Genomic DNA, 25,314 nt, shown 5'->3' on the forward strand with positions numbered 1-25,314 from the left:
TCAATGGTAGTGGTCGAAAAAAGGGCGGCAATCATGCGTGATTACCGCCCCAATTTGTTTTGATTATTCTGTTGCGGCTTTGATTTTTTCCAATGTCTTGCCTTCCATATCTTCCACACCGGGTGGAATGTTGGCAAAGAATTTCAAATTGGCGATATCCGCATCTGTGAACGCGGCTGTTACGGCCTCTTTCTTGTCCGCTGGTAACATATCAAGCCCACCTTTCACGGCGGCAATCGCGCCTGTGCTTCCAGACATGATTGTTACGTTTTCAGGTTCCAGAACAAAGTTGATCCATTTATATGCCGCGTCATCTGCCTTGCCTTTGCGCGGCAGTGCGAATGTATCAATCCACGCAAGCGCACCGGTTTCTGGTGGCACAAATACGATATCTTTGTTTTGACCATAAAGTTTATATGCTGTGGAATCCCATGTTTCAGATGCCACTACTTCGCCAGATAACATCATCGCAGACAGATCATCGCCGCCTTTCCAATAGGCTTTGATATTTGATTTACATTCAATTAATTTATCCGCAACCTTATCCAACAGCGCTTGGTATTTATCCAAATCGCTATAGGCGGCGAACGGGTCTTCGCCCATCGAGTAGGCCGTGCCAAGCAAAATTGTACGTTTCAAACGCATGGACGTTTTGCCCGCATATTTTGGATCGCACAAATCACCCCAACCCTTGAAATCGGGTGCGGCGGCTTTGTTTGCCATCAAACCAGATGTGCCCCATTGATGTGGCACGGCGTAAACTTCTCCATCAATCGTTGTGTTTGCCTTAACCCCATTCAAATGTGAATCTTCCATCACACTGGTGTTAATTTTGGACAGATCCATCGGTTTGTAGATATCATATTCAAGTTGAGCCGAATAAATGCGGTCATGGCTTGGCTGTGCCAAATCAAAACCAGCACCACCCGTTGCGCGCAATTTTGCGATCATTTCTTCGTTGTTTGAAAATGTCACTTCGACGGTAATATCAGGATATTTTTCTTGGAATTTTTGCACCAATTCTTCTGGTGCATATGACCCCCAAGTTAACAAACGCAGTGTTTCAGCATTTGCATATGATGCGGATGTCAGCATCAGCGCAGCGATCAATCCTGCGCCTTTCTTTGTTGATAACATACTTTTCTCCCTTCGATGAAACGCACCACGTGCGTTAGATAACTTAACGAGCTTAGAAACACATTGGTTTACGAGTTATATCCATTACGGAATTAAAAGCAGACCAATTTAGATTTTATGACGAACCAATTTTGCAAGCGTTTTCATACCGGCGTTAATTTGTTCGGGTGTGCTGCTACCAAATCCCAGAACCAGTCCCTTTTGCGCAATGGGTGTTAAACAGTAACGATTCAGTGGTGCAACGATAACACCGTTTTCACCAGCCGCACGCACCAAATTTTGTTCATCTGCATTTTTGTTTAAATAACCCATTGTGTGAAACCCGCTTTTGGTTTCGCCCAATGTGAAACTGTCAGGCATATGTTTACTGGCATCAATCATCGCATCATATCGCGCCGAATAAAGGCGGCGCATCATGCGAATGTGGGTGGCAAAATGGCCTTCGTCCATGAAATCCGCAACAATGGATTGCACCGATGTTGGGGCGGTGCTGATCCATGATGCAAACAGATGATCGAACGTATCAATCAACCCATCTGGCACCAACATGAAACCCAAGCGCAAGGATGGAAACAAGGTTTTCGAAAATGTCCCGACATAGATCACGCGCGATTGTGTATCGATGCTTTTGAGGGGTGGATGCGGTTGCCCACCAAAATAGAAATCACCGTCGTAATCATCTTCTACGATCATCGCTTGCGCCGTGTTCGCAGCGTCAAGCAATTCTAACCGCCGTGCGAGCGACATCACATGACCCAATGGTTGTTGATGTGATGGCGTTACAAAGGCAAGCCGAAAATGTGGTGATTTTTGAACACCTTGCGAAACAATCAAGCCATCTTTATCCACATTTATGGGCACCATTTGCGCACCGCGTGACAAAAATGCATTGCGCGCGCCAGCGGCACCTGGGTTTTCATACCAAACCTGATCACCCGCATTTAGCAACACCGAACCGATCAAGGAAAACGCTTGTTGCGCACCCGCTGTGATAAAAATTTGTTCGCTATGGCAACGAATACCGCGTGATGCATTCAGGTGGGTTGCAATGGCGTTGCGCAATTGAAGCAATCCCTTTGGCTGGCCATAGCCCATGATGTCATCGCGTGATCCCCGCAAATGACGCGCAGATAAACGCGCCCAATGCGCCATTGGAAATGCATCCAATGCGGGCAGGGCAGTGACAAATGCACCAGTGGTATGTGGCAACCAAGAACGCGGTGCATATGTTTCTGTTGCATGTGTTAGATTATGCGCAAGCCGTGGGCGTGTTTCGGTAAATTGTGCAGTGTCCACATTTGGTGTCACAGGGCGTTGGTTTTCTAAAATCTCGCTAACATAGGTGCCCGCACCAACGCGCGATTCTAACAATCCTTCGGCGACCAATCGGTCAATTGCATCAATCACCGTGGTGCGTGACACTTGGATTTCCTTGGCCAATGTACGCGTCGCGGGCAGACGATCACCCGCCATCAATCCCCCCGTCAGGATGATATCGCGCAACCCCATATAAAGCTGCACACCAATTTTTTTCCGTGCGGAACGATCAATTTTGATCGAGGTTAACAATGCGCCTTGTTGTTTTTTCATATCGGCCTTCGTGAAATTGGTTTGATATATTCACTATAATGGACCTTATCTAAATACCAATCGGAATTATCGTTAAGAAAAATCCATAAAACCCAAGGATAGACTGTGAAAATTAGTTCGATTGAAACTTTTACGAATGAATTCGTTTGTTTTGTACGTGTGACTACGGACACCGGGGCACAGGGTTGGGGGCAGGTCGCGCCGTATTACGCCGATATCACGGCTCAGGTTCTGCATCGCCAAGTAGCGCCATATACATTGGGACAAGATGCAAATGACATTGATTTTTTGGTCGATATTGTGCGCGACCGTGAACATAAATTTCCAGGCTCGTATTTGCGCCGCGCACTTGGCGGGCTTGATACCGCATTATGGGATCTTCGCGGCAAGTTAGAGGAAAAACCAGTTTGCGCATTAATCGGTGGCTCTGTGGGTCGCGTGCGCGCCTATGCATCATCAATGAAGCGTGATATCACCCCCGCGGCAGAGGCAGATCGTTTCGAAAAGCTGCGTGACCAATACGGATTTGATGCGTTTAAATTCCGTGTTGGTGCGGAATGTGGACACGATCAGGACGAATGGGAAGGACGCACCGAAGAAATCATTCCAGCAATTCGCCACGGATTGGGTGATGATGTGGCGTTATTGGTTGATGCAAATTCATGCTATTCCCCAAAACGCGCGATCGAGGTGGGTAAAATCCTGATCGACAATGGCATTTCTCATTTCGAAGAACCTTGCCCATATTGGCATTTTGACCAAACCAAACAGGTCACGGATGCGCTTTCGATTGATGTGACAGGGGGCGAACAAGATTGCATGCTGGACAATTGGAAACGCATGATTGATGGCGAAATCGTTGATATTGTTCAGCCTGATATCTGTTATTTGGGTGGTATGACCCGCACATTGCGCGTCACAGACATGGCGCACAAGGCAGGCATTCCCGTAACCCCCCATTGTGCGAACCTGTCAATGGTTACTTTGTTTACCATGCATTTATTGCGCGCCATTCCAAATGCAGGAAAATATCTGGAATTTTCCATCGAAGGGTTGGATTATTATCCGTGGCAGGAAAACCTGTTTGTAAAATCACCTTTTGACATCGTTGATGGCCATGCCACAGTAACGGATGAACCAGGTTGGGGCGTGGAAATCCGCCAAGACTGGCTTGAAAACGCCACCTATCATATTTCTAAACACGAGGCCTAACATGTTGGACAAACTTGATGATTTGATCACTGGAACCGCCAGCGTGGATTTGCCTGACGGCCATTTTATCAATGGTGGATATACCAAAGCTGGTAAAGACATGATCGAAAGCTTTGATGCGGGGCGCGGGGCGGTATTTGCGCGATTTACCAATGGCACATCGTCGGATGTAGATCAGGCGGTCGCGAATGCCCGCACAACATTTCAAAATATCTGGCGCAAAACCGCACCCGTTGAACGTGGGCGCATATTATCCAAAACCGCCGCTTTGATTTTGGAAAACCTTGAACGCCTTGCCATCATCGAAACGCTTGATTGTGGCAAACCACTATCAGAGGCACGCGGTGATGTGCGTGGCGCTGCGCGTTGTTTTGAATATTACGCAGGCGTTTGCGATAAATTACAGGGTCAAACATTCCCACTTGGCCATGATTATCTTGGGTATAGCATATCTGAACCTATTGGCGTGACAGCGCATATTATCCCATGGAATTTCCCCATTTCCACCGCCGCACGTGGCATTGCGCCCGCATTGGCCGCAGGGTGTTGCGTTGTGGCAAAGCCCGCAGAAACAACACCGTTTAGTGCGTTGTTATTAGGTGAAATTTTACATCAGGCAGGATTGCCCTCAGGGGTCTGTAACGTGATTACTGGCACAGGTTTGCAAACCGGTGCGGCATTGGTTGCGCATCCTGATATTGGTCAGGTGACATTCACAGGCTCTGTTGCCACAGGACGCAATGTGATGAAATCAGCCGCGGATAATATAACGCGTGTTGTATTGGAACTGGGCGGGAAATCACCCGTTGTGGTTTTGGGCGATTGTGATCAAGACGCCGCGCTAAACGGTGTGCTCGGGGCGATTTTTGAAAATGCTGGTCAAATTTGCTCTGCCGGTTCACGATTAATTATCGCACGTGAAATCCACGATGAATTTATTGATCGTTTGGTGAAACGCGCAGCGGAAATTTCCGTTGGGCATGGGCTTTCTGATCCACAAATGGGACCGTTAAATTCACAACAGCATCTGCAAAAGGTTGCAGGTTTTGTTGATCGCGCAAAAACGCGTGGGGCAGAGGTTTTAACAGGTGGCAATATTACCCAAGATCCCAAAACAGGGCAGGGTTGGTTTTACGAACCAACAATCATTGCCAACCGCCCCAGCGATGATGAATTGGTCCAAGAAGAAATTTTTGGCCCAGTTTTAACCGTTCAAATCGCCGATGATGTTGATCATGCGCTTACGTTGGCGAATGATTGTCAGTTCGGATTGGTTGCAGGCGTTTATACCAGCAACGCAACAACGGCACATCGTTTGGCGCGTGATATTGATGCAGGGCAAATCTATATCAACGAATATTTCGCAGGTGGGATAGAAGTTCCCTTTGGTGGTAACAAAAAATCAGGCTTTGGTCGCGAAAAAGGGCTGGAAGCATTGCAAAGCTATTGCAAAACCAAAAGTGTTGTTGCCAAAATTTAAGCAAAAATTCCTGATTGGAATTGCAGCTTATCGTCGAGATAAACCGCATTCATCGGTTTGCCCTTTGTAAATGAACCATAACCGCAATGATCGCGCAGCAACGCGATTGGTGCAGATGTTGCCATGCAAATTGCGGTTTCGATATCTGCGCCAACTTGTTTAACCATCACACGCAATGCCGTTGGCATATCCAAATCCGCCCCGGCCAATGTGCCATCGGCCAAGGTTAAACGCCCATTTTTGCGAAAAATTTTGCGCCCGTTCAGGGTAAAGGATTGGATATCTGACCCAACCGATGCCATCGCATCCGTGACCAAAAACATTTGCCCTGTACCGTGATTTGCACGCATTGCATTGCGTATGGTTGCGGGGTGAACATGGATACCATCGGCAATCATACCCATCGAAACATTTTTGTGATCCAACGCGGCACCAACCAAACCTGGTTCGCGCCCCGTAATCTGGCTCATGGCATTAAACAGATGTGTGGCACAGGTTGCACCGCTGGCAAAACGTTCCATACAGGTTTCGTATGTGGCATCTGTATGCCCCAGCGAAACGATCACACCCGCCGCGCTAAGTTGTGCAATTTGTGCATCACTTACGTTTTCGGGCGCGACGGTAATCAAAACATTGGGCAATCGTTTGGCGGCACTTAGTATAATTTGCAAATCTTGATCTGTCATTTGACGGATCAAGTCTGGATCATGCGCACCTTTACGTTTGACCGATAAATGGGGGCCTTCGAGGTGAATACCGATAATACCCGCAATTCCTTGATCTATCGCCGCTTCAACCGCATCAATCGCATTAATTGTGCGCGTGGATGTATCGGTGATCAAGGTTGGTAAAATCGCACCTGTTCCAGTGCTCGCATGGGCATTGATGATGGTTTGCAATGCATCAACCGATTGATCATCATTGAACATAACACCGCCACCGCCATTGACCTGTAGATCAACAAAGCCGGGGCAAATCGTGCCAGCATCAAGAGAAACCTCTGTGTAGCCTGATGGCAAATTGTTCAACGCAACGATGTCGTGAAAATTCTGACCATCACATAAAAACGCATGGTCATTGATCAACCGATGCCCGTCATGAATTTTTGCACCGGTATAGGCGGTGAGGGTCATATCAAACTGTTTCCGTTACTTTTTTCAAATGGCGTGGTGCATCGGGGTTAATCCCACGTGCAGCGGCAACCTTTTCCACCATTGCATAAAAATGTGCAATCATGACGATGGGATCGGTCAATGCATGCCCGCTGCGCACCACATTTAATGGCGTTGCGTGTTTCACCAGACCACTAGTTGAAAATACAACACCACCTTTTTGCGCGATTTCGTCGGCAACAGATGCAAGGGCAGGTTCCGCCGCATCATGCGCGGCCATCGCGATCACTGGAAACCCTTGATCAACAATAGAAACGGGGCCATGTAACACCTCTGCCGAAGAATAGGATTCAGCGTGGATTTGACAGGTTTCTTTGAATTTCAATGCCGCCTCATTGGAAATGGCATAGGATGGTCCGCGCCCCAAACAGAATAATGAATTGCGTGTTCCAATTGCCTTGCGCAGATCGGACCAATCCTCTTGGACGGCGCGTTCTAATGCTTGGGGCAAGTTTTTAATCGCCTTTTCCAGATCAGCGTCTTTTGACCATTTTGCCAATAACCAAATTGCCGAAACAGCAGAGTTTACAAATGTCTTGGTCGCGGCAACGCTTAGCTCCGCGCCTGCGTGGATGTCCAAGGTAAAATCGCTAACCTGTACCAATGGTGAATCCGCATGATTTGTTAACGCAATGGACGTGGAGCCAGCGGCGGTTGCCATACGTGCCAATTCAACAATGTCTGGGCTTTTGCCTGATTGTGAAATTGAAATACAGGCACTGTTTTTCAGCGCCATTTGGCGCTTGTAAACCGACGCAACCGATGGCCCAACCGATGCCACGGGAATGCCCAATAATAATTCTGTCGCATATTTGAAATAAGTAGCAACATGATCGGAAGATCCACGTGCAACACTGACGATATATGCTGGGTCATGGTCACGTAAAACATCCGCAGCACGCGCAATTTCAGGTTCACCATGCGTTAACAGACGATCAACAGCGACGGGCAATTCCAATATTTCGCGCCGCATTTGGGTTTGTGATTTCGTCAAAGTTTCATTCCTTTGCTAATCGCAATTCCGCCACAAAGTTATAGGCATCCCCGCGATAGATTGATTGTGTAAATTCCGCTACGCGCCCATCCGCAAGATAGGACATGCGTTCAATTTGAAGCCCCGCAGCGCCTTGTTCCATTTCCAGCAATTCGCAATTTTCGCCGATGACGTTGATTGCAGAAATTTTTTGCAATGCGCGTATTGGACGACGCCCATATGTTTCCAGCAACTCGTATAATGATCCCTGAACCAATTCGGGGTCAGGCAGGATTTCTGTTGGAAGTGATGCGCGTTCAATCGCCATCGGGCGCTCATCAGCGGTTCGCAGTCGTGTCATGCGCGAAACTGATGCATCAGGTGCCAGTGCCAGCGATAACACCTCTGCCGGGGAGGGCATGTATATTCCCTTGTCCAACCAGCGTGATGTTGAATTTAATCCGCGCCGTTCCATGTCTTCGCTAAATGATGTCAGGCGTGACAATGATTGTTCGATGCGCGATTGATCTGGTGCAACGAACGAACCTGATCCTTGTTTTTGAATGATCTGCCCGTCTTGTGCCAATGTTTGAATGGCTTTCCGCACGGTGACACGTGATAATCCAGTGATCGCACCAATTTCGCGTTCAGGTGGAAGCGGGCTTGATGGTTGCAAAATGCCATCAGCTATTCCAGACGACAACCGATTGCGAAGCTGTAAATAACGTGGCCCCCCATCAGGCGTGAGCCATTTTTCAGGCGCAAGATATTTTGCAACAGTCATGCGCAGGCCTCGTTTGATTGCAAAACCAATTTGTGTGCCATCGCCAACCCACCATCAAGCGCATCGCCCAATGGTTTTGTAATATTTGTGTTGAACGGTTTGCCAAGGTATTCCAAATAGCTTGGCCCAACACCGCCAGTTAAAACCAAACGCTCGCCCGATTGATATCCAAGCGTAGTAAGCGCAGATCGCAAATACGCAGCCCCTTCATTCATCAATGCACGGCCATGTTGATCGTCATTGCTGGCGGCGCGAATAATATCGGGTGCAAAGCGTGCGTAATCACGTGGGGTTGCGGTGACGCTAAATTTCACCATCGCGTTGATGTTATTAAATTGCGCTAGCAAAGATTGGGTTAGGGGGGAGTGTACCAAGATTTTATCATCACATTGCACAACAATTTCAAGCGATCGACGGCCAAGCCATGCGCCAGATGCCTGATCGGAAATATAAAACCCGCGTCCAGAAACAAAATGCATTTGCCCAGCATTTGACGCCCCACAAAACGTTCCCGTTCCAATGCCGATCACATATCCATCTTGTCCGCCAAGCGAACCCAAAACAGTGGTGGGTCGATCATCGGTTAATGACAGTTTGTGAAATTTGAATTTTTTTCGCAAAATCTGGCCTTGCTTTTCATCCATATAGCCCGCCAAACCAAAATGGGCGCAAATATTGGGCGTGGCATGATGATCCAGATGTGCATCTTTTAATGCAGCATTGATCGCAGCGGCGACATTCACACATGCTGAATCAAGGTTTGATGCTACATTTGCCGCGTCACCAATAGCGCCGCCAAGCCGGTTTCCATCACAATCAGCAATGGCCACACGACAGCCAGAACCGCCACCGTCAACCGCCAGAATATATGGTTTTTGTGAATCACTCATGTAATACCTTTATAATACCTTTGTTGAGATGTGAAGCCCAAAATTGAAATCCATATCGGCTATCGGGGCTTTTTAGATTGAAAGGATATTGATTTTACTTAAGTAATTCTGCGAAAATCTGCCGTTTTTAAAAATGACTCGACAATAGGTATTATAAAGGTATTATTTTTGGAATAAGGAGATTCGACATTGCTGCCGCAAACTGAACAGATCGCCAATTCAAATATGCACATTGATGCCGTTGCGCCAATGCGTGCTTTGACCATCATGTTAGACGTGCAACGAAAATCGCTGGATGCAATTGAACATGTCGCATCAGAGATCATCCTTGCAAGCGAACAGGTCGCAAAAACCATTCAGTCAGGTGGCACAATCCATTACGTTGCGGCGGGCAGTTCGGGGTTAATGGCGCTTGCAGATGGCGCTGAATTGCCCGGAACATTTGGCATTTCACAAGATCAAATTCGCATCCATATGGCTGGTGGCGTCCCCACAAATGGTCAAATGCCAGGTAATACAGAGGATGATATTTCCAGCGCACAAGAAATCGTAAATGCGATGCACCAAAACGATTGCATCATTGCCATTAGCGCCAGTGGAACCACGCCATTCCCATGTGAAATTGCCAATGCCGCCAAGGAAAAAAACATTGCGGTTATTGGTATTGCCAATAACCCAGATACCAGATTGCTTAACATCGCGGATATCGCGATTTGCTTGCGTACCCCGCCAGAGGCACTGGCAGGATCAACCCGCATGGGGGCGGGAACGGCGCAAAAGGTTGCGCTTAATTTCATATCAACACAGGCGGGGATTTTGCTTGGGCATGTTCATGATGGCCAGATGATCAATTTGATCGCTGACAATGCCAAGCTGCGACAGCGCGCTGTAAATATCATTTGTTCCATTGCCCATGTATCACCACAGGATGCAGCGCACGCAATGGATATCGCCAATGGAAACACCAAACACGCAATTCTAATTGCCAAAGGATGCCCAGCATCCGAGGTGAATAAACTGCTTGCAACCTATGGGCCGCGAATGGCCGATTGTTTGCTGGCATTAAATGCTGCGAAAACCGCACAAACATAAGGGAGACCACAATGTTAAAACGTACAATTACCGGCAGTTTGCTTGCCACCACTGTGTTATGCACAAATGCCATGGCTCAGGATGTGACATTAACCATCGAAAGCTGGCGCAACGATGATTTGGCTATTTGGCAAGAACAGATCATTCCCGCGTTCGAGGCCGCAAATCCAGGTATTAAAATCAAATTTACCCCATCGGCACCTGCTGAATATAACGCAGTTCTGAATTCCAAATTGGATGCAGGTTCCGCGGGGGATCTGGTGACATGTCGCCCGTTTGACGCATCACTTGCATTATATGATGCGGGTCATTTGGCAAATCTGTCTGATCTTGATGGCATGAATAATTTTTCTGATGTCGCCAAATCAGGCTGGAGCACCGATGATGGTTCCGCAACATTCTGTGTGCCAATGGCATCTGTGATCCACGGCTTTATCTACAACAAAGATGCGTTTTCAGAGGTTGGTGTCGAAGTTCCAAGCACCGAAGCCGAATTTTTTGCAGCGTTAGAAAAAATCAAAGAAGACGGCAATTACATTCCAATGGCGATGGGCACCAACGACCAATGGGAAGCGGCAACAATGGGCTACAACAACATTGGCCCAAATTATTGGAAAGGCGAAGAGGGCCGTCTTGCATTGATCAATGGCGATCAAAAGCTAACCGATCCACAATGGGTTGCACCATTTAGCCAGCTTGCAAAATGGGGCGCATATCTGGGTGATGGTTACGAAGCGCAAACATATCCAGACAGCCAGAACATTTTCACACTGGGCCGCGCGGCAATCTATCCCGCTGGTTCATGGGAAATTTCAGGCTTCAATAATCTGGTCGATTTTGAAATGGGTGCGTTTAATCCACCGGTACAGGCAGCGGGTGACACGTGCTACATTTCCGATCACACCGATATTGCGATTGGCATGAATGCGAAAACCGCCCATCCAGAGGAAACGAAAACATTTCTTAACTGGGTTGGTTCTGCAGAGTTTGCGAAAATCTATGCCAATGCGTTGCCGGGTTTCTTTTCATTGTCAAACCACGAGGTTGGCATGGAGGATCCGCTTGCACAAGAATTCGTAAGCTGGCGTTCAAAATGTGAATCATCCATTCGATCCACATATCAAATCCTGTCACGTGGCACGCCAAATTTGGAAAACGAAACATGGAATGCATCCGTTGCTGTAATCCGTGGGAACGAAACACCAGAAGCCGCGGGCGAACGTTTGCAAAAAGGTTTGGCAAGCTGGTACGCACCACAACAATAAGCGTTTAATCACAACGGCTTGGGCGGTGTATTCGCCCAAGCCAATCAACAGGGGAACAGCATGAACAGCACACAAAAACCATCGCGTATCAAATGGCATATCTTTGTGTTTTTGGCACCCGCGGTGCTGGTTTACACGGCCGTGATGATTTATCCGCTGTTCAATACATTGCGCCTCTCGCTTTATAGCGAGGTTGCCCAAGCCCGCGAATTTGTTGGCCTTGAGAATTTCAAAACTCTGTTTGGCGATGAAAATTGGTCAAAACAGTTTTGGAATGCGCTTGGTAACAATTTCTGGTTTTTTATCATTCATATGCTGGTGCAAAATCCGATTGGTATTTTGCTTGCGGCAATCCTGTCGCATCCGAAACTACGTTTTGCCAGCTTTTATCGTTCCGCCATTTTCATCCCCACAATCCTGTCATTTGTGATTGTCGGATTTGCGTGGAAATTGATCCTGTCACCGATTTGGGGCATCGCGCCGGGAATGTTGGATGCAGTTGGATTAAAATCGCTTTATGCGCCGTGGTTGGGGCGCGAGGCATATGCGTTAACCACATTATCGCTGGTATCCGTATGGCAATTTGTCGGTATCCCAATGATGTTGATCTATGCCGCGTTGCTCTCCATCCCAGAGGAAATCTTGGAAGCAGGGGAATGTGACGGTATCACAGGCGCGGCGGCATTTTGGAAAATCAAACTGCCCCTGATATTACCCAGCATCGGCATTATTTCGATCCTGACGTTCGTGGCCAATTTCAATGCATTCGACCTAATCTATGCCGCCCAAGGCGCGCTGGCCGGACCTGATTTTTCCACTGATATTTTGGGTACATTTATGTATCGCACATTCTTTGGGTTCCAATTGCAATTGGGTGATCCGCATATGGGATCAGCGATTGCATCCGCGATGTTCGCCATCATTTTAGTTGGGGTGTGTATTTACCTGTTCGCAATTCAAAGCCGCATGCGGCGCTATCAATTTTAGGGGTCGGTTATGAACAAAGCTCGCCATAACAAAACCAATGTGATTGCCGCGCATGCTGCGTTGATCGCCTATACATTGATCGCGCTATTCCCCGTTTTTGTTATTGTTATCAATAGCTTTAAAACACGCCGTGCGATTTTTCGCGAACCGCTCGCATTACCAAATGCTGACACGTTTAGCATGGTTGGATATGAAACGGTTTTAAAACAGGGGGATTTTTTCCTTTATTTCCAAAACTCGATGATCGTCACCGTGGTGTCGTTATTTTTCATCCTGTTATTTGGCGCGATGGCCGCCTTTGCCTTGGCGGAATATCGGTTTAAGGGGAATACCTTGATGGGGCTTTACCTCGCGCTTGGGATCATGATTCCGATCCGTATCGGCACCGTCGCGATTTTGGATATGATGGTGGCCACAGGTTTGGTCAACACGTTATGGGCGCTCATCTTGGTTTACACCGCCCAAGGTTTGCCGCTCGCGGTATTTATCCTTAGCGAATTTATGAAACAGGTTTCGGATGATTTGAAAAATGCAGGGCGCATTGATGGGTTGTCTGAATATCGCATCTTTTTCAATCTGGTATTGCCGCTGGTGCGCCCAGCAATGGCAACAGTGGCAGTGTTTAACATGATCCCGATTTGGAATGATCTGTGGTTCCCATTGATCCTTGCCCCCGCAGAAGAGGTGAAGACACTTACCCTTGGCAGCCAAGTGTTCATCGGCCAATTCGTGACCGACTGGAACGCGGTATTATCCGCGCTTTCATTGGCGATCCTGCCTGTTATGGCGCTTTACGTTGTGTTTTCACGCCAGCTAATTCGTGGCATCACATCAGGAGCAGTGAAATGATCCGCGCGATTGTTATTGGCCTTGGTAATATGGGGCAGAGCCATGCGCTCGCGCTGCAAGCAAACAGCGATGTCGAATTGGTTGGGGTTGTGAACCGTAGCAAGGTCACATTGCCCGAAACCCTAACCAAGGTTCCATTCTATTCTAATTTCAAAACCGCACTGGACACATGCAATCCTGATCTGGTCTGCATCGCCAGTTATTCTGACAGCCATGCAGATTACGCCATTGCGGCGATGAATGCGGGTGCAGATGTATTCGTGGAAAAACCACTTGCCACCAATGTCTCGGATGCAAAACGCGTTGTTGAAACGGCGCAAAAATTGGGGCGAAAATTGGTGGTTGGTTATATCCTGCGCCACCACCCAAGCTGGATTCAATTGGTAGAACAAGCGCGCGCATTGGGCGGGCCATATGTATTTCGCATGAACCTGAACCAGCAATCATCGGGGGATACGTGGGATACACACAAGGCATTGATGCAAACAACATCACCCATCGTTGATTGTGGTGTGCATTACGTTGATGTGATGTGCCAGATTGCCATTTCAGAACCCGTTAGCGTCCATGGCATTGGATTGCGCCTGTCAGATGAAATTGCGCCTGATATGTATAACTACGGCCAGCTTCAGGTGCGTTTTGCCGATGGGTCCGTTGGGTGGTACGAAGCAGGGTGGGGCCCGATGATGTCCAACACCGCCCATTTCGTCAAAGATATCGTTTCGCCAAATGGCGCCGTGTCTATCGTGGATAAATCCGACATTCATTCGGATGATGTCGAAGGGCATACACGCGTTGGTTCCATCCTTGTGCATCGCATCGATGGCGATGAAACAATCACCATGCCAGACGAACCCGGCCACCAAGAATTATGCGATCGCGAACAGGCGTTTGTGATCAATGCAATTCAGAACAATATCGATTTGTCTGCCCATATGAATGATGCGGTGCAATCGCTTAAAATTTGTCTGGCAGCGGATGAAAGCATCCGTTCTGGAAAAATTATCCAGTTAGGAGACTTTGAATAATGCCCGCACTTAAACTTGAAAATGTCTATAAATCCTTTGGTTCGGTTGATGTGTTAAAGGATATTAACCTTACGGTCGAAGACGGTGAATTCGTCGTTTTTGTTGGCCCATCTGGTTGCGGGAAATCAACGCTCTTGCGGGTGATTGCGGGGCTAGAGGATGCAACAAAAGGTTCGGTATTTATTGCAGGTGAACAGGTGAACGACACACCACCGTCACGCCGTGGCATTGCAATGGTTTTTCAATCTTATGCTTTATATCCCCATCTCAGCGTCAAGGCGAATATGTCGCTTGGCTTAAAGCAGGAAAAACAACCCAAAGATTTAATAGAAACACGCGTACAAAAGGCGAGTGAGATTTTATCGCTTAATGATTATCTAGATCGCCATCCTGCGGAATTGTCTGGCGGACAGCGCCAACGTGTTGCAATTGGGCGCGCAATTGTGCGTGAACCAAAACTGTTTTTGTTTGATGAACCACTGTCAAATCTAGATGCGGCATTGCGCATGAACACACGGATTGAAATCGCCGAACTCCATCGCACATTAAGCGCCAGCATGGTTTACGTTACCCATGATCAAACCGAGGCGATGACCTTGGCCGATAAAATCGTGGTGCTCCGCGATGGGCGGATTGAACAAGTCGGAAGCCCGATGGAGCTTTATAACAATCCAGCAAATAAATTTGTCGCGGGTTTCCTTGGCTCGCCTGCAATGAATTTTTTGAACAAACCAGATGGGCAGGGGGGAACGATTGGCATTCGCCCCGAACATTTGCGTGTCGCCAAAGGCGGAAAAATAACAGGGAAAATTACCCATATTGAAAATTTAGGAAGCGATACAAACCTTCTTGTGCGCACCGATACCAATGAACCGATCACTGTGCGTTTATTTGGTCAACATGCGATGGATGTTGGTGCCAAAGTTTCGCTAACCTATGATGAGGATCAGGCGTTTGAATTTGACAATGATGGTTTGCGGGTTATGCGATAGGGTTTCGTTCAACTGTCACGGCTGACCATCTGTAAACCAACTATGATTGGTGGCTTTGATTTCTTCGATCAAAGTCAAAATCCTGCTTAGATGTTTTTTAACAACTTGTGCGACAATCTCCGTATCCTGCGCGGCAATTGCATCAACAATTTCAATATGCTCTTCAAGTGCAAAACGTTGCGATGTTTCGTTAAGTGATAACATACGGATACGGTCCATATGGGCCTTGCTGTCACGAATTAAATCCCAGACGTAACCAACATCTGCCAGAACACAAATTTTTTGATGAAATTCATCGTCTAACTTGTGAAAGGTAACACGATCATTCGCACTTACCGCGGCGCGTTGCAGCTCGATCAAGTCACGCAATTGTTTGATCCCATCAGGGGTAAGCCGATCACAAGCGGCCTGACAGGTGTGCACCTCTAACGCGATGCGAATGAACCGTGCGCGAAGCACGGATTCTTCTGAAATCAGGCTAATCTTTGTGCCGCTTTGCGGACGGATTTCCAAGAAACCCAATTTTGCCAATCTTTTAAATGCCTCGCGCACGGGTTGGCGCGATACGCCCATTTTATTGGCGACTTCGGTTTCTGAAATTTTTGTGCTTGGCGGGAGCTCTAATGTCAAAATATGTTTTTGTAATTCATCAAAAACTTGATCTGCCACCGTTGGAGTAGGGGTATGATGAATGGTTGAAAGCGGCAAAGCGGTTTGTGTTTTATGTGTATTTCCACTCATCGATTGCTTGGCCTTTTTTTCACTAATTTCGTATTTTGATTATACAGTAATTCCCGCATCTATCAACTGGGTTATTAGTTGACATGATGTTTTTGTCAAACTAGGATATCAGTTACAGATGGGCAAGACCCGCATTAATGACCGAAAAGGGGACAATGATATGTTGCTTGATAAAGATCGCTTGTTCCCAACGGATCCTGCCGTGCGAAACTTGGCACGTTCGCTATATGACGATATTTGTGACTTGCCGATAATTAGCCCACATGGGCACACCGATCCGCGTTGGTTTGCAGAAAACAAACCCTTTTCTGATCCCGCACAATTGTTGGTCACACCAGATCACTACGTGTTTCGCATGCTACATTCCCAAGGCATACCATTAGAAGCAATGGGCGTTCCACGCGAAGATGGGGGCAAAACGGAACAAGACCCACGCAAAATTTGGCGACTATTTGCGGAAAACTACTATCTGTTTCGCGCTACACCATCGCGTATTTGGGTGGATCACGTATTACAAGAAGTGTTCGGCATTTATAAACCATTATCGGCAGAAACAGCCGACGAAATTTACGACCACATCGATAATTGTTTAACACAAGATGCGTTTCGCCCACGTGCCCTGTTCGAACAATTTAATATCGAGGCAATTTCCACCACCGAAAGCGCAATTGATGACCTCAAGTGGCACAAATTGATCCAACAAAGCGGGTGGGGCGGCAAAGTAGTGACCGCATACCGCCCAGATGCGGTAATTGATCCCGAATTTGATGGCTTTGCCGACAATGTGCAAAAACTGGGTGAAATGGCTGGCGAAGATACAACCACTTGGCAGGGGTATCTGGCTGCACATCGCAATCGCCGTGCGTTTTTCAAATCATTTGGTTCAACCTCATCCGATCACGGGCATCCAACCGCGCGCACCGAAAATTTTGACCCAAGTGTTGCCGCAAACCTGTTTGACAAAGCGCTGCGTGGCGAATGTTCCGCGGACGAGGCCGATGCATTTCGCGGACATATGTTAACCGAAATGGCGCGAATGAGCCTTGACGATGGATTGGTGTTACAGATCCACCCAGGGGCCGCTCGCAATCATTCCGATGCCATTTTTACAAAGTTTGGCCGCGACAAAGGTTACGACATCCCATCGCGCACTGATTATGTAAATGCGTTGAAACCTTTGTTGAATGCGGTGGGTGGAGAACCAGACCTAACAATCATTGTGTTTACACTTGATGAATCCAGCTACGCACGTGAACTGGCACCACTTGCGGGGGTTTATCCCGCATTAAAACTTGGCCCGCCGTGGTGGTTTCATGACAGTTACGAGGGCATGATGCGGTTTCGCGAAATGGCAACGGAAACTGCGGGTTTTTATAACACTGTTGGCTTTAATGACGATACGCGTGCGTTTTGTTCCATACCTGCACGCCATGATGTTGCACGCCGAGTTGATAGCGCGTTTTTGGCGACCTTGGTTGCCACTGGGCGACTGGCGGAAAATGACGCACGCGAAGTTTCATATGACCTTGCATATCGGCTTGCAAAACAAGCGTACCGGCTCTGACATTCAAATTCACATAAAAAGAGAGATATTCATGCTCAAAACTCAAGTAAGACACGCAATAGATCCCGCATCGGCCAAATCACTGGACACTGAACAATTACGCGACCATTTCCATGTGGGCGGATTGTTCAAAGAAGGTGAAATCAATTTGGTTTACAGCCATTATGATCGCCTTATCCTTGGGTCTGCCGTGCCAAATGGCAAAACACTTGTGCTAGATAATGTCGCGGCCACCGGAACGCCATCAATCCTTGATCGTCGCGAAATGGGTATTTTAAACATCGGCGCTACGGGTCAAATCGTTGTGGAGGGGGTTGAACACACGCTTAATAACGGAGAGGTTCTATACATCGGCATGGGCGCAGGCGCCGTTGAATTTAACGGGGACGGGCGGTTTTATGTGTTATCCGCACCAGCGCATCAAACCTTTCCCACACGCGTGATCAAACCATCCGATGCGCGCCGTGTTGAAATGGGTGCACGTGAGACCGCCAACGAACGGGTCATCATTCAGTTTTTGCACCCTGATGTGTGCCAAACCTGTCAGCTTTCGATGGGATATACGCAATTTGAACAAGGTTCTGTTTGGAATACCATGCCTGCACATCTGCATGATCGACGCATGGAAGCGTATCTTTATTTTGACATTCCTGATGATCAAAGAGTTTTTCATTTTATGGGTGAACCAACCCAAACCCGCCATATCGTGATGGCAAATGAAGAGGCAGTGATTTCACCGCCTTGGTCAATTCATTCAGGCGCTGGAACGTCGTCTTATACATTTTGCTGGGCGATGGCTGGCGATAATATTGATTTCACCGATATGGATATAGTCGCGATGGAGGATTTACGGTGAGCAATCCATTTTCATTATCGGATCGCACGGCCTTGGTAACAGGCGCAAATACTGGCATTGGACAGGCAATTGCCATTGGTCTGGCAAACGCTGGTGCCACGGTGGTTTGTGCCGGGCGACGCGAATGTGGTGAAACCGTTGAACACATCACCAATATGGGCGGCGCTGCGTCATCCATATTGGTGGATTTTTCCGACCCAATGGCGGGGCAGGATTTATTTCAAAACCAAAACATCGATATTCTTGTGAATAATGCTGGCATCATTCGCCGCAATGATGCGCTTGATTTCACCGAATCCGATTGGGACGATGTGATGGATGTGAACCTAAAGGCGTTGTTTTTCACAACCCAAGCATTCGCTAAATCGGTGGTAAATCGCAATGCACAGGGTGCGGTGGTCAACATCGCATCGCTTCTGTCATTCCAAGGCGGCATTCGCGTGCCATCCTATACCGCATCAAAACACGGGGTTGCGGGGCTTACTAAATTGCTTGCCAATGAATGGGCGGCGCAGGGCATAAACGTCAACGCAATTGCTCCTGGATATATCGAAACCAACAACACCACGGATTTGCAAAACGATCCTGTGCGCAACAAAGCAATTCTGGATCGTATCCCAGCAGGGCGATGGGGGCAGGCATCTGATATCGCCGGTGCCGCTGTATATCTTTGCAGCCCAGCCGCACGCTATGTGCACGGCGCGGTATTAAATGTTGATGGGGGTTGGCTTGCCCGTTGATCGTTTAAAACCCGTTGGTGCAACACGTCCTAAAGCGGGCGTGGTTCATCTGGGGTTAGGTGCATTTTTTCGCGCGTTTGGCTGTGTATATATTGCGGATGCAATGGCGGCCTCTGGTGGGGATTGGGGGGTTGTCGGCGTATCATTACAAAGTTCGCGCACCGCGGATGCGTTGCGACCACAAGATTGGGCATACACATCCGTGAGCCTTGGCCCAAACGGCGAAGAAACTCGCGTGATCGAGGTTTTGAACAACGTTCTTGTTGCCCCTGAAAACCCATATGCGGTTTTGAATGCAATGGCGGACCCGAATATCAAAATTGTATCATTGACCGTTACCGAAAAAGGATATTGCCATAATCCTGCAACGGGTCGGTTAAACATAGCACATCCCGATATCAAACATGATCTGGAAAACGAAACGCCGAAATCCGCCATTGGCTATTTGTTTCGTGCGCTGCAAATTCGAAATAACGCGCAAACTCCACCGTTCACGGTTTTAACCTGTGATAATTTGCCAGAAAACGGAAAATTGGTGCGGGGATTGGTGTTGGAATTTGCTGAACTAATTGACCCAACATTTGCGGATTGGATTAAATCGGAATGTTGTTTTCCATCAACAATGGTGGATCGTATCACACCCGCCACCACAGATGCGGACATTGAACGCGTGGCAAAGATCACGGGCAAATTTGACGCCGCACCAGTGATGCATGAACCATTTTCGCAATGGGCAATTGAAGATAACTTTGTCGCCAACACCCGCCCAGATTTCGCCGCTGCTGGGGCGGAAATGGTGGCAGATGTGACCGCACATGAACATATGAAACTGCGCATGTTAAATGGTACACATTCAGCGCTTGCATATACGGGATACCTTGCGGGGCACGAAACGATTGCGGATACTATCGCCGATCCCGTTTTTGCAAAATTTGCACGTGCTCTTTGGGCCGAAATTATTCCAACGGTGATCGCGCCAAACGGTGTGAACCTTGCCGATTATGCCGACGCTTTGCTTGCGCGTTATCGCAATCCCACAATCCGCCATAAAACGTGGCAAATCGCCATGGACGGGAGCCAAAAGCTCCCCCAACGATTATTGGGGACAATCACGGAAAATCTGGAATCTGGTCGCGATAATACCGCGCTATTCCTCGCAGTGGCGGCATGGATGCGATATGTATCTGGATCGGACGAACTGGGCCGTGCAATTGATGTGCGCGACCCAATGGCCGCGACATTACATGATGTTTGCCAAATGCACTCGACCCCGTCGGCAAAGGCAACGGCACTATTATCAATGCGCGAAATTTTCCCACAAACACTGGCTGAAAAATTAAAATCCCCCATTGCCAATGCGGCGGAGCAGATTTGGGAACGCGGTGCAAGAAACGCAATTCAAAAGGAGACAACATGATCGAATGCTGGCGTTGGTATGGTGAATATGATCTGATTTCATTGTCAGAGATCGCACAAACTGGTGCGCGTGGAATCGTAAGCGCATTACACAATATCCCTTACGGCGAGGTATGGCCAAATGATCAAATCCAAGCGCGAAATGATCAGTTCAAGAGCGCTGGCTTTCATTGGGCAGTGGTCGAAAGTTTACCCGTGCATGAACGGATTAAACGCGGTGACGGTGATCTGAGCACCTTGTTTTCCAATTATCGCCAATCAATTGTGAACCTTGCCGATCACGGTGTAAAAACGATTTGCTATAATTTTATGCCGCTATTGGATTGGACGCGCACTGATTTAACTGCACCCGTTTTGGGCGGTGGAACATGTCTTCGGTTTGACGCGGTGAAAATGGCGGCATTTGAAATTCATATGCTGGCGCGAAAAAACGCCGAAGCGGATTATGATGAAAGCGTGGTCATTGCTGCAAAACATTGGTTTGATCGATCAAGCCAATCTGATCAGGATGAATTGCTTGACGCAATTATGGCGGGCATGCCAGGTGCATTTGATCGTTACGATGTTGCAGGGCTTAATGATGCCTTGGCGCAATATCAGGGAATTGATCGCAACGTTTTGCGCCAAAATTACAAACGTTTTCTGGACGAGGTGGTGCCAACCGCCGCGGAAAACGGTGTTAAACTTTGCGTGCATCCAGATGATCCGCCGCGAGATATCCTTGGGCTCCCACGTATTGTTTCAACTGCTGAGGATTTGGAATGGATCATGAAGGCTCATGACAATCCTGCCAATGGCGTAACGCTTTGTTCAGGTTCATTGGGTGCAAACCCGCAAAATAACATTCCAAAAATTGCCGCAAATGTTGCTGATCGCATTCATTTTGCCCATCTGCGTAATGTGCGCAGCGAACCAAACGGATCATTCGAAGAAGCGCCGCATTTGGACGGCGACACCGATATGATCGCATTGATCAAAGTGTTGCTTGATGAACAATCGCGCCGGCGTGAAATGGGCCGTAGCGATTATCAAATCCCGTTCAGACCAGATCATGGCCATCATATTCTTTCTGATGCTGATCGCGAATATATCCCTGGGTATCCGCTTGTTGGGCGGTTACGTGGATTGGCCGAATTACGCGGTGTAATGCGCGCGTTGTCACATGTCTGACCCAATCCTGTTACACCCAAACGATAATGTGGTGGTATTAACCACGCGTGGTAATATCGGAGATGACCCGCTAAATTGCGGCAACACATTACAAAACATTATTCCAACTGGGCACAAAATCGCACGCTGTGATATCCCAAAAGGGGAACACATATTAAAATTTGGGCAATTCATCGCGATTGCAACCCAAGATATCGCAACTGGGCAACATGTGCATGTGCATAACTGTCAGTTTGCGCAAACTGCGCAAGATTATGAAATTGGTGCGGATTTAGACATCGCAAACGCCGCGGTGCCAGCGCCAACCGGTGCTACGTTTAATGGATATGCACGTGCAGACGGGCAGGTGGGTACGCGCAATTATATCGCGCTTATCGCCACGGTGAATTGTTCCGCAACCGTCATTCGAAAGGCCGCATTTGAACTGGAATCCAGCGGTATGTTGGATCGTTATGAAAATGTGGATGGTGTTGTGGCATTTGCACATGGTTCTGGATGCGGCATGGCATCGGATGGGCGCGGGTTTGATATTCTTGATCGCGTGTTGTGGGGCCATGCAACGCATCCAAATGTCGGGGCAACAATTTTTGTCGGATTGGGGTGCGAGGTTATGCAAATCGCACGCATGCAAACGAAATTTGGCAAAACTGGCGGCGAACGGTTTCGGGCATTAACGATCCAAGAATCTGGTGGTACACGCACAACCATTGACCAAATCAAGGCACATGTTTGCGAAATTTTGCCCGATGTGAACACGGCAAAGCGCAGCAAACAATCCATGTCTAAACTGCGCGTTGCATTGCAATGCGGCGGATCAGACGGGTTTTCATCAATCACAGCCAACCCAGCATTGGGCATCGCCAGCGATTTAATCGTTGCAGAGGGCGGGGCGGCAATTCTTTCCGAAACGCCCGAAATTTATGGCGCGGAACAGTTATTTTTGCGCCGCGCAGCGTCCAATGATGTTGCGCAACAATTGATTTCGCAAATCAAATGGTGGGAAACCTATGCCGCGCAAAATGGCGGCTCGATGGACAATAACCCAAGCCCTGGGAACAAACAGGGCGGGATTACTACAATTCTTGAAAAATCACTGGGCGCCGCGGCCAAAGCTGGATCAACACCGTTAACTGCTGTCTATGATTATGCCGAAAAAATCAGCGGTGCTGGTTTTGTGTTTATGGACACACCTGGATATGATCCCGTATCCGTCACAGGCCAAATCGCAGGTGGTGCACAGATTGTGGTGTTTACCACGGGGCGGGGATCGGCATTTGGATCTAAACCTGCACCAACAATTAAGTTGGCAACCTCTGATCGTTTATTTGCACAAATGCATGACGATATGGATTTGAACGCAGGAGATGTCATTTCAAATGGCGTGAGCATTCACGACAAAGGACGTGAAATTTTTGACGCAATCCGTGCAACTGCGTCAGGTCAATTAACCAAGTCAGAAATGCTGGGATTAGGCGATAATGAATTCGTTCCTTGGCCAATAGGTGCCGTGATGTGAAGCAGTTATATCAGGCATGCAATAATCCCATAATACATATTATGTTAATTTAATAGATACTAAAACCTAGCCTAAACGCTTATTTGGCGCGATATCACGAATATCTATGGTCAACTCAATGATACCACCTTGTTCGCTAACCTTTTGAAACGCTGTAATAAATTGCGAAGTTTTGGTGACCAGTTGATAGTCAAAACCATATGCGTTGCTAATGTCTTTGAAATTTGGATTTTGAAGTTCTGTACCGCTAATGCGATTGGCATATTTGCCTTCTTGGTGCATTCGGATCGTGCCATAACTTCCGTTATTAAAGATGATCACAACGGGTTTCAGATCATTTTGCATGGCTGTGCCAAGCTCGTTGCATGTCATCTGAAAATCACCATCACCAGCGAAACAAATCACTTGGCGTTTGGGATGGATGGATTTCATTGCAATCGCGGATGGAAACCCTGCGCCCATGGCACCTGATTGTGGCGCAATAAGCCGGCGATTATGATTAAAATTCAAATACTTACTGTGCCAAATTGCGAAATTTCCAGCGCCGTTGGTGATAATTGCATCATTATCCAGCAATCCATTCAGCGCATCACAAATCTGTGCAGGATTAACCGCACCAATGGTTTCCGGTAATTGACGCGCGTCATGATACCCCGTGCGACATTCATTCATCCATTCGGCCCATTGGCAATTTATATTACAATACAAAAGCTGTGAAACCAAGATATTAGGACATGAATTAATATGTGTATCGCATTGATAAACCTTACCTAATTCGTCTGGCGATATATGTGTGTGAATGATTTTTTGCGTCGGTGTTGGCAGATCAAACAATTCCCAACCATCTGTGACAACCTCGCCAAATCGTTGATTTATAACCAAAATCAAATCTGATTGTGCGATGCATGTTTTCATCGCATCTGATTTTCCAAACGATGCATCACCGATATATTGCGCTGAACTGTTGTCCATCAAATCCTGATTACGAAAACCACAGATCACTGGTATTTTGGCGGATTCAGCAAATTGTTGTAGATCAAGGCGCCCTTGCCTATCCCAGCCACCGCCACCAACCATAATCAACGGCCGTTTGGCATTTTGCAACGCAGATTGAATCGTTTCGATGTCTTGCGCAGACGGGCTAGGTTTTGCGATGCTTATCGCAGGTGGAACCGTTTTTTCGGTTACTTCTCGTAACATATCCTCTGGCAAGGCGATGACAACGGGGCCTGGGCGCCCTGACATTGCGGTGCAGTAAGCGCGCGCGATAATTTCAGGGATACGATCAGGATCGTCAATTTCCGTGACCCATTTCGCAATGGGCCCAAAGAATGCGCGATAATCAATTTCTTGGAACGCTTCTCGTTCGCGCATGTCCCGCCCGATTTGACCAATAAACAGGATCATCGGGCTGGAATCTTGCATGGCGGTATGCACACCAATGCTTGCATTCGTTGCACCAGGTCCACGCGTGACAAAACAAATGCCGGGTTGGCCTGTGAATTTGCCATAAGCCTCTGCCATAAACGCCGCCCCACCCTCGTGTCGTGTGGTGATGAAATTTATCGCATCTTTTTGATCATAAAGCGCATCCAACACCGAAAGATAGCTTTCCCCGGGTACGCCATAAATTACATCAGATTTTTGAGCGATAAGACATTTCACCAAAAGTTCAGCAGCAGTTTGCATGTTGATTCCCGTTTTTTTCATCACGCAACCATTTTTGGCTGTGCCGCGCAAGGCGTGATCATTAATTGACCCAAGGGAAAGCAAATGCAGATAAATGTGCGGTTTGTCACTTTTTGTGCAGCGCAAAAACGTTAGCAATACGCCCAGAGGGACACAGAGCACACGGCTTTC

The 25,314-nt window shown here is 47.7% G+C and carries 22 protein-coding genes; 14 read left to right on the forward strand and 8 right to left on the reverse strand.

Translation table 11 applies throughout. The features are described from left to right. Positions 1-63 precede the first annotated feature (63 nt). Both BFP76_RS10280 and pdxR read right to left on the reverse strand, forming a co-directional pair. Positions 64-1,137, reverse strand: coding sequence for an extracellular solute-binding protein (locus tag BFP76_RS10280; protein ID WP_099593350.1), 1,074 nt, complete (start codon positions 1,135-1,137; stop codon positions 64-66). Positions 1,138-1,245: 108 nt separating this feature from the next. After that, positions 1,246-2,727 carry a MocR-like pyridoxine biosynthesis transcription factor PdxR gene (pdxR, locus tag BFP76_RS10285; RefSeq protein WP_099593352.1) on the reverse strand — a complete coding sequence of 494 codons (1,482 nt, stop codon included), beginning with the start codon at positions 2,725-2,727 and terminating at the stop codon, positions 1,246-1,248. Between the two features lie 105 nt (positions 2,728-2,832). Here pdxR and BFP76_RS10290 point away from each other — a divergent pair, with 105 nt between their 5' ends. Then, the gene (locus BFP76_RS10290) at positions 2,833-3,939 is read left to right on the forward strand and encodes a mandelate racemase/muconate lactonizing enzyme family protein (protein ID WP_099593354.1); all 1,107 of its coding nucleotides are present in this window, start codon (positions 2,833-2,835) and stop codon (positions 3,937-3,939) included. Position 3,940: 1 nt separating this feature from the next. Continuing rightward, complete coding sequence (locus BFP76_RS10295; RefSeq protein ID WP_099593355.1) at positions 3,941-5,419, forward strand: aldehyde dehydrogenase family protein; 1,479 nt, start codon at positions 3,941-3,943, stop codon at positions 5,417-5,419. Here the strand turns inward: BFP76_RS10295 and nagA are convergent. The 4 genes from nagA to BFP76_RS10315 are packed head-to-tail and all read right to left on the reverse strand — an operon-like array spanning position 5,416 to position 9,238. Further along, positions 5,416-6,552, reverse strand: a complete 1,137-nt coding sequence (gene nagA / locus BFP76_RS10300; RefSeq protein ID WP_099593357.1) for an N-acetylglucosamine-6-phosphate deacetylase — start codon at positions 6,550-6,552, stop codon at positions 5,416-5,418. The genes BFP76_RS10295 and nagA overlap by 4 nt on opposite strands. Before the next feature lies 1 nt (position 6,553). Then, a complete protein-coding gene (locus BFP76_RS10305; protein ID WP_240514026.1) occupies positions 6,554-7,585 on the reverse strand; it encodes an SIS domain-containing protein in 1,032 nt (343 codons plus the stop codon). A 4-nt stretch (positions 7,586-7,589) separates the two neighbouring features. Continuing rightward, a complete protein-coding gene (locus tag BFP76_RS10310; protein ID WP_099593359.1) occupies positions 7,590-8,348 on the reverse strand; it encodes a GntR family transcriptional regulator in 759 nt (252 codons plus the stop codon). Further along, positions 8,345-9,238, reverse strand: a complete 894-nt coding sequence (locus BFP76_RS10315; RefSeq protein WP_099593361.1) for a glucosamine kinase nucleotide-binding domain-containing protein — start codon at positions 9,236-9,238, stop codon at positions 8,345-8,347. The genes BFP76_RS10310 and BFP76_RS10315 overlap by 4 nt, the downstream gene beginning before the upstream one ends. Before the next feature lie 189 nt (positions 9,239-9,427). On the opposite strand from BFP76_RS10315, the gene BFP76_RS10320 reads away from it, so the two are divergent. From BFP76_RS10320 to BFP76_RS10345, 6 genes are read left to right on the forward strand one after another with little or no spacing between them, the layout of a single operon-like run. Further along, on the forward strand, positions 9,428-10,330 hold the full coding sequence (locus BFP76_RS10320) for an N-acetylmuramic acid 6-phosphate etherase (RefSeq protein WP_240514027.1): 903 nt from the start codon (positions 9,428-9,430) through the stop codon (positions 10,328-10,330). 11 nt (positions 10,331-10,341) lie between these two features. Next, positions 10,342-11,595, forward strand: a complete 1,254-nt coding sequence (locus BFP76_RS10325) for an ABC transporter substrate-binding protein (protein ID WP_099593363.1) — start codon at positions 10,342-10,344, stop codon at positions 11,593-11,595. Positions 11,596-11,655: 60 nt separating this feature from the next. After that, on the forward strand, positions 11,656-12,582 hold the full coding sequence (locus BFP76_RS10330) for a carbohydrate ABC transporter permease (RefSeq protein WP_099593365.1): 927 nt from the start codon (positions 11,656-11,658) through the stop codon (positions 12,580-12,582). 9 nt (positions 12,583-12,591) lie between these two features. After that, complete coding sequence (locus BFP76_RS10335) at positions 12,592-13,431, forward strand: carbohydrate ABC transporter permease (protein WP_099593367.1); 840 nt, start codon at positions 12,592-12,594, stop codon at positions 13,429-13,431. Continuing rightward, positions 13,428-14,459, forward strand: a complete 1,032-nt coding sequence (locus BFP76_RS10340) for a Gfo/Idh/MocA family protein (protein ID WP_205661408.1) — start codon at positions 13,428-13,430, stop codon at positions 14,457-14,459. The genes BFP76_RS10335 and BFP76_RS10340 overlap by 4 nt, the downstream gene beginning before the upstream one ends. Continuing rightward, positions 14,459-15,451, forward strand: coding sequence for an ABC transporter ATP-binding protein (locus tag BFP76_RS10345; RefSeq protein ID WP_099593369.1), 993 nt, complete (start codon positions 14,459-14,461; stop codon positions 15,449-15,451). The genes BFP76_RS10340 and BFP76_RS10345 overlap by 1 nt, the downstream gene beginning before the upstream one ends. A gap of 15 nt (positions 15,452-15,466) precedes the next feature. Here BFP76_RS10345 and BFP76_RS10350 read toward each other — a convergent pair whose 3' ends face one another. Next, the gene (locus BFP76_RS10350; RefSeq protein ID WP_099593371.1) at positions 15,467-16,192 is read right to left on the reverse strand and encodes a GntR family transcriptional regulator; all 726 of its coding nucleotides are present in this window, start codon (positions 16,190-16,192) and stop codon (positions 15,467-15,469) included. A gap of 160 nt (positions 16,193-16,352) precedes the next feature. Between BFP76_RS10350 and uxaC the strand changes: the two genes are divergently transcribed. From uxaC to BFP76_RS10380, 6 genes are read left to right on the forward strand one after another with little or no spacing between them, the layout of a single operon-like run. Next, positions 16,353-17,756 carry a glucuronate isomerase gene (gene uxaC / locus BFP76_RS10355; RefSeq protein WP_099593373.1) on the forward strand — a complete coding sequence of 468 codons (1,404 nt, stop codon included), beginning with the start codon at positions 16,353-16,355 and terminating at the stop codon, positions 17,754-17,756. A gap of 31 nt (positions 17,757-17,787) precedes the next feature. After that, positions 17,788-18,612, forward strand: coding sequence for a 5-dehydro-4-deoxy-D-glucuronate isomerase (gene kduI / locus BFP76_RS10360; protein ID WP_099593374.1), 825 nt, complete (start codon positions 17,788-17,790; stop codon positions 18,610-18,612). Further along, complete coding sequence (kduD, locus tag BFP76_RS10365) at positions 18,609-19,352, forward strand: 2-dehydro-3-deoxy-D-gluconate 5-dehydrogenase KduD (RefSeq protein ID WP_099593376.1); 744 nt, start codon at positions 18,609-18,611, stop codon at positions 19,350-19,352. The genes kduI and kduD overlap by 4 nt, the downstream gene beginning before the upstream one ends. After that, positions 19,330-20,769, forward strand: a complete 1,440-nt coding sequence (locus BFP76_RS10370; RefSeq protein WP_205661441.1) for a mannitol dehydrogenase family protein — start codon at positions 19,330-19,332, stop codon at positions 20,767-20,769. The genes kduD and BFP76_RS10370 overlap by 23 nt, the downstream gene beginning before the upstream one ends. Beyond that, complete coding sequence (uxuA, locus tag BFP76_RS10375) at positions 20,766-21,938, forward strand: mannonate dehydratase (protein ID WP_099593381.1); 1,173 nt, start codon at positions 20,766-20,768, stop codon at positions 21,936-21,938. The genes BFP76_RS10370 and uxuA overlap by 4 nt, the downstream gene beginning before the upstream one ends. Beyond that, complete coding sequence (locus BFP76_RS10380) at positions 21,931-23,454, forward strand: UxaA family hydrolase (protein WP_099593382.1); 1,524 nt, start codon at positions 21,931-21,933, stop codon at positions 23,452-23,454. Before uxuA ends, BFP76_RS10380 begins: the two co-directional genes overlap by 8 nt. 66 nt (positions 23,455-23,520) lie before the next feature. On the opposite strand, the gene BFP76_RS10385 is transcribed toward BFP76_RS10380, so the two are convergent. Beyond that, on the reverse strand, positions 23,521-25,164 hold the full coding sequence (locus tag BFP76_RS10385; protein WP_240514028.1) for a thiamine pyrophosphate-dependent enzyme: 1,644 nt from the start codon (positions 25,162-25,164) through the stop codon (positions 23,521-23,523). Between the last annotated feature and the right edge of the window lie 150 nt (positions 25,165-25,314).

Source organism: Paramylibacter kogurei (assembly GCF_002742285.1).
GTDB lineage: Bacteria > Pseudomonadota > Alphaproteobacteria > Rhodobacterales > Rhodobacteraceae > Amylibacter > Amylibacter kogurei.